At 42.3% G+C, this 4,378-nt stretch carries 6 protein-coding genes; 2 read left to right on the top strand and 4 right to left on the bottom strand.

The window, feature by feature from the left end:
- Both ACLNCN_RS03635 and ACLNCN_RS03630 read right to left on the bottom strand, forming a co-directional pair.
- Positions 1 to 628: ABC transporter permease (locus ACLNCN_RS03635; protein ID WP_424844641.1), on the bottom strand; the 628-nt coding region annotated here is incomplete at its 3' end.
- Positions 625 to 1,356: an ABC transporter ATP-binding protein gene (locus tag ACLNCN_RS03630; protein ID WP_424844640.1), complete on the bottom strand. Its 732-nt coding sequence runs from the start codon at positions 1,354 to 1,356 to the stop codon at positions 625 to 627. The genes ACLNCN_RS03630 and ACLNCN_RS03635, both read right to left, overlap by 4 nt.
- A 67-nt stretch (positions 1,357 to 1,423) precedes the next feature.
- On the opposite strand from ACLNCN_RS03630, the gene ACLNCN_RS03625 reads away from it, so the two are divergent.
- Both ACLNCN_RS03625 and ACLNCN_RS03620 read left to right on the top strand, forming a co-directional pair.
- Positions 1,424 to 1,834 (top strand): HIT family protein, encoded by a 411-nt coding sequence (locus ACLNCN_RS03625; protein ID WP_049550803.1) that lies wholly within the window; start codon positions 1,424 to 1,426, stop codon positions 1,832 to 1,834.
- A 9-nt stretch (positions 1,835 to 1,843) separates the two neighbouring features.
- Entirely contained in the window at positions 1,844 to 2,131 is a 288-nt protein-coding gene (locus tag ACLNCN_RS03620) for a hypothetical protein (RefSeq protein ID WP_084928138.1), read from the top strand.
- A 339-nt stretch (positions 2,132 to 2,470) separates the two neighbouring features.
- On the opposite strand, the gene dnaJ is transcribed toward ACLNCN_RS03620, so the two are convergent.
- Both dnaJ and ACLNCN_RS03610 read right to left on the bottom strand, forming a co-directional pair.
- Positions 2,471 to 3,607, bottom strand: a complete 1,137-nt coding sequence (gene dnaJ, locus ACLNCN_RS03615; protein WP_001066308.1) for a molecular chaperone DnaJ — start codon at positions 3,605 to 3,607, stop codon at positions 2,471 to 2,473.
- Positions 3,608 to 3,805: 198 nt separating this feature from the next.
- On the bottom strand, positions 3,806 to 4,378 hold a 573-nt coding region (locus ACLNCN_RS03610), incomplete at its 5' end, for a DJ-1/PfpI family protein (protein WP_424844639.1).

The raw sequence follows: 4,378 nt of genomic DNA, 5'->3' as shown, positions 1-4,378 counted from the left end.
CCTTCTGAACAGCCTTTAGGATAAAGTCCAGATAGGCACGACGCTTGACGCTGTTTGAAATTCCCTTGACCTGCGTAAAGAGGGCAAAGAAGCGAAGCAAGACTTGCTTGCGCTTGCTTTCTTGGGAAATGACATAATCCCAGTCTAGTCCAGTTTCAGTGAAAAATTTGCTGGCCTTTTGACGAAAGAGGAAATATTTACCTACTCCCAATAAAAGCACATAGACCAGAAAAACAGGCAAGCCATAACCCATGGCTAAAAATAAGGGCGCAAATAACAGCAAGAAAAGGGTCTGGACAAAGAACCAAAAGACTAGAGAAATGCCAGTTTGACGCTTAAGATGGAGCTTGATTTCCTCTTCTCCAACTAGGAGAAAGAGCTTGTCTGGAGCCTCCATATAGGTGGCAATTCCTCCCCAAAGCAACAGTAAAACAGAGGTAATTCCTACAAACAAAAGGATGGGCCAATGATTTTCAGGAAAATCTTGCAAGAGTTGACTGTACTGGTAGGCTAGAAAACCCAGCAAGACAAGCAGGAACAAGACAAAGTGGTCATTGAGAACATAGCGCAGATAACCAAGACACTCCTTACGAAAAGCCTGCTTTCTCTTTAAAAACAAGTCTTTCATAGCTCCTCCTCTTTGGTTAGAGCCAAGTAAATATCATTCAAACTAGCCTCAGGCATATTAAAGGCTGCACGCAGTTGCAGGAGATTTCCCTTAGCACGCACTTCCCCTTTGTGAAGAACGACAAAGGCATCACACATCTTCTCCGCCGAATCCAGCACATGGGTACTCATGAGAATGGACTTACCCTCTTGCTTTTCCACTTCCAAAAGCTGAATCAAGTCTGCAATAGCCAGCGGATCAAGACCAAGGAAAGGCTCATCCACGATGAAAAGACTCGGATCCACCACAAAAGCACAGATAATCATGACCTTTTGCTTCATCCCTTTTGAAAAATGAACAGGGAACCAATCTAATTTCTGATCCAAACGGAACATTTTTAACAAAGGTTCTACTCGCTCAAAAGCCACTTTCTGCTCAATACCATAAGCCATAGCAACCGTTTCGATATGCTCTCTGAGGGTCAATTCCTCATACAAGCTAGGTGTCTCAGGAATGTAGCCAATTTGCTTACGGTAACTTGTCGCATCTTCTTGCAGGGTCAAGCCATTGATATTGATGGAGCCACTATAAGGTGTCAACAGACCGATAATCTCATTGATTGTCGTCGATTTCCCAGCACCATTGAGACCAATCAAACCGACCAGCTGCCCACTTTCAACAGTAAAGGACACATCTTTCAAGACAGGGACATGAACATAGCCACCTGTCAGGTTTTTAATTTCTAACATATTTTCTCCAAATCTGGTATAATGTAGCTATATTATATCAAAATTCAATACAGTAGAGGTAGATTTTATGTCAGATTGCATTTTTTGTAAAATCATCGCAGGGGAAATTCCTGCTTCAAAAGTATACGAAGATGAGCAGGTTCTTGCCTTTCTTGATATCTCTCAAGTAACACCAGGACACACCTTGGTCGTGCCAAAGGAACACTATCGCAATCTTTTGGAGATGGACGCTACTAGCGCTAGCCAACTCTTTGCCCAAGTGCCAAAAGTGGCTCAAAAAGTCATGAAAGCCACTAAGGCTGCTGGTATGAATATCATTGCCAACTGTGAAGAAATCGCTGGTCAAACCGTCTTTCATACTCACGTTCACCTCGTGCCTCGCTACAGTGCGGACGATGACCTCAAGATTGATTTTATCGCCCACGAACCAGACTTTGACAAACTTGCTCAAGTCGCTGAAATCATCAAAAATGCCTAAGGAGTTACCATGAAATTATCCAATCTATTGCTATTTGCAGGAGCTGCAGCCGGAAGTTATCTGGTCACAAAAAATCGTCAAACCATCACAGATGAAGTCTTGAATACCACTGACCGCGTTCAAGCTATCAAGGATGATGTGGATATTATCCAAAACAGCCTGCAAATCATCGACCAACAAAAAGAACTCATCAAGGAATACCAAGAAGACCTGACTTACAAGTTTAAGGTCTTGGAAAAAGATATCCAGACTAGACTAGCTGTTATCAAAGAAACACAGGAAATGGAAGATAAGTAAAAAGAGCCAATTGGCTCTTTTTAGTTTATAGATTTTTTAAGACTTTCCTTAAGTAATGACGGACGGTAGCGACCTTCTTCGAAGTTCCATACCTAAACTTTGAGCCTAGGTCTCAAAGTTTCCGAACACCTGAAATCAAACGGTTTCAGGTGTTTTCATTACGGCGGAAAGTCTGGGAAAGTATTTGATTTATACTCAATGAAAATCAAAGAGCAAACTAAGAAACTAGCCGCAGCTTGCTCAAACACTGTTTTGAGGTTGTAGATAAGACTGACAAAGTCAGTCACATATATACGGCAAGACGACGTTGACACGGTTTGAAGAGATTTTCGAAGAGTATTATTCTCCTTCAAAGGCATCTTTAATATGGTCAAAGAAGCCCTTTTTCTTTGGATTGACTTTCAAATCGCCTGCAGCTGCGAATTCTTTCAAAGCTGCTTTTTGGCGGTCGTTCAAGCCTGTCGGTGTTACGACATTAACTGTAACGTATTGGTCACCAACTGCACCGCCACGAAGGCTCGGAGCTCCCTTACCACGTAAACGGAATTTCTTACCAGTCTGAGTTCCCTCTGGGATAACCAATTCAACATCGCCGTGAACAGTTGGGATATCTACTGTGTCACCAAGAGCTGCTTGGACAAAGTTGAGGTTGAGATTGTAGAAGATAGTCGTTCCTTCACGTTCAAACTTATCGCTGGCTTCCACCGAAACTACTACATACAAGTCACCGTATGGTCCACCGTTAAATCCTGCCTCACCTTGACCAGCTAGCCGAATTTGTTGACCAGTTTCCACACCAGCAGGAATTTTGACATGTACGCTATGCGCTTGTTTTTCATGCCCTGTTCCGTGACATGTTGTACATGGATCTTTGATTTCTTTTCCGCGACCATGACAGACATCACAGGTTACTTGGCGACGCATCATACCAAGAGGAGTTTGTGTATCGACGTTAATGACACCAGCGCCATGACAGCGTCCACAAGTGACTGGACTTGTTCCTGGCTTAGCACCTGAGCCATTACATGTACTACAGCTTGCTTCACGATTGTACTTAACCTCTTTTTCAGCTCCAAAAATAGCTTCTTCAAAGGTCAAATTCACACGGTATTGGAGGTCATCCCCCTGACGAGGAGCATTTGGATTGCGCGAAGCACCGCCTCCGCCGAAGAAACTTGAGAAAATATCCTCAAAACCACCGAAGCCTCCTGCCCCATCGAAACCGCCGAAACCACCAGCTCCACCAAAACCACCGTTGGCTCCAGCAGCACCGTATTGGTCATAGGCAGCACGTTTTTGGTCGTCACTCAAAGTCTCATAAGCTTCCTGAACTTCCTTGTACTTTTCCTCAGCACCAGGCTCCTTATTGATATCTGGGTGATATTTTTTCGAAAGCTTACGATAAGCCTTTTTGATTTCGTCTGCCGAAGCGTTTTTTGACACCCCCAGACGATCATAAAATTCAGTATTGTTCATACAAGATACCAAGACCGTAAAATTCGACTGAAAAATAGGAAATCTGACGCTGGAGCGATGCTCCTAGACAGATTTATCTTTTTTCCGAGAATTTAGGTCGGGTTCAATTCCTTTCTTTTATATTGAGTTAGAAATTCTGGAACCCGTGTTCAATTCCCTGAACACCTTTGTTCCTTTCTATAATTTTCATGTAAATCTTTAGAGGCTGTTTTCTATACTCTGCTTCACTTGATTAAACTCTTCATCTGATAGAGTAAATATCAAATCCTCTTCAGCATACTCGTTCTGTTCTTTAAAATAATTGTCCGTATTCTCTGCCAACCCTAAACCGAAAATCACTTTTCTTGCAAACTCTTGATGTGCAAAACCGATAGCCGTAATGATTTGTTTATCTTGGACAAGAACTTTCGGTTGGAAATTCTCACGTGGAAGAAATTCAAAATAGTCAAAGAAGTTTTGCCAAATTCCACCTGTAAATTTCGTGTCGTTCAACAAGCCTGCTTTCGCCAATAAAAGGGGCGCTGAAGAAATGGCTGCAATTAGGATATCTTGCTCATTAAGACTTCTCAAAAACGAGATCAATTTCTCATCTTGTAGAGTAGGACCTATATTTACCATTCCTGGCAAAATCACACAAGAATAATCTTCTATACGGATCTGATCCAATGTTTTCGTCGGTTGACAGGACAAACCATCCTCAGAGACCACCATCGAATTCTCAGAAGCTACATAATCAATCGTGATATAAAAAGACAGAGCTAAAGTACTTGT

It is taken from the genome of Streptococcus sp. CL8.13 (assembly GCF_049737895.1).
Note: the sequence above shows the minus strand (reverse complement) of the source record. Positions and strands in the feature narration are given on the sequence as shown.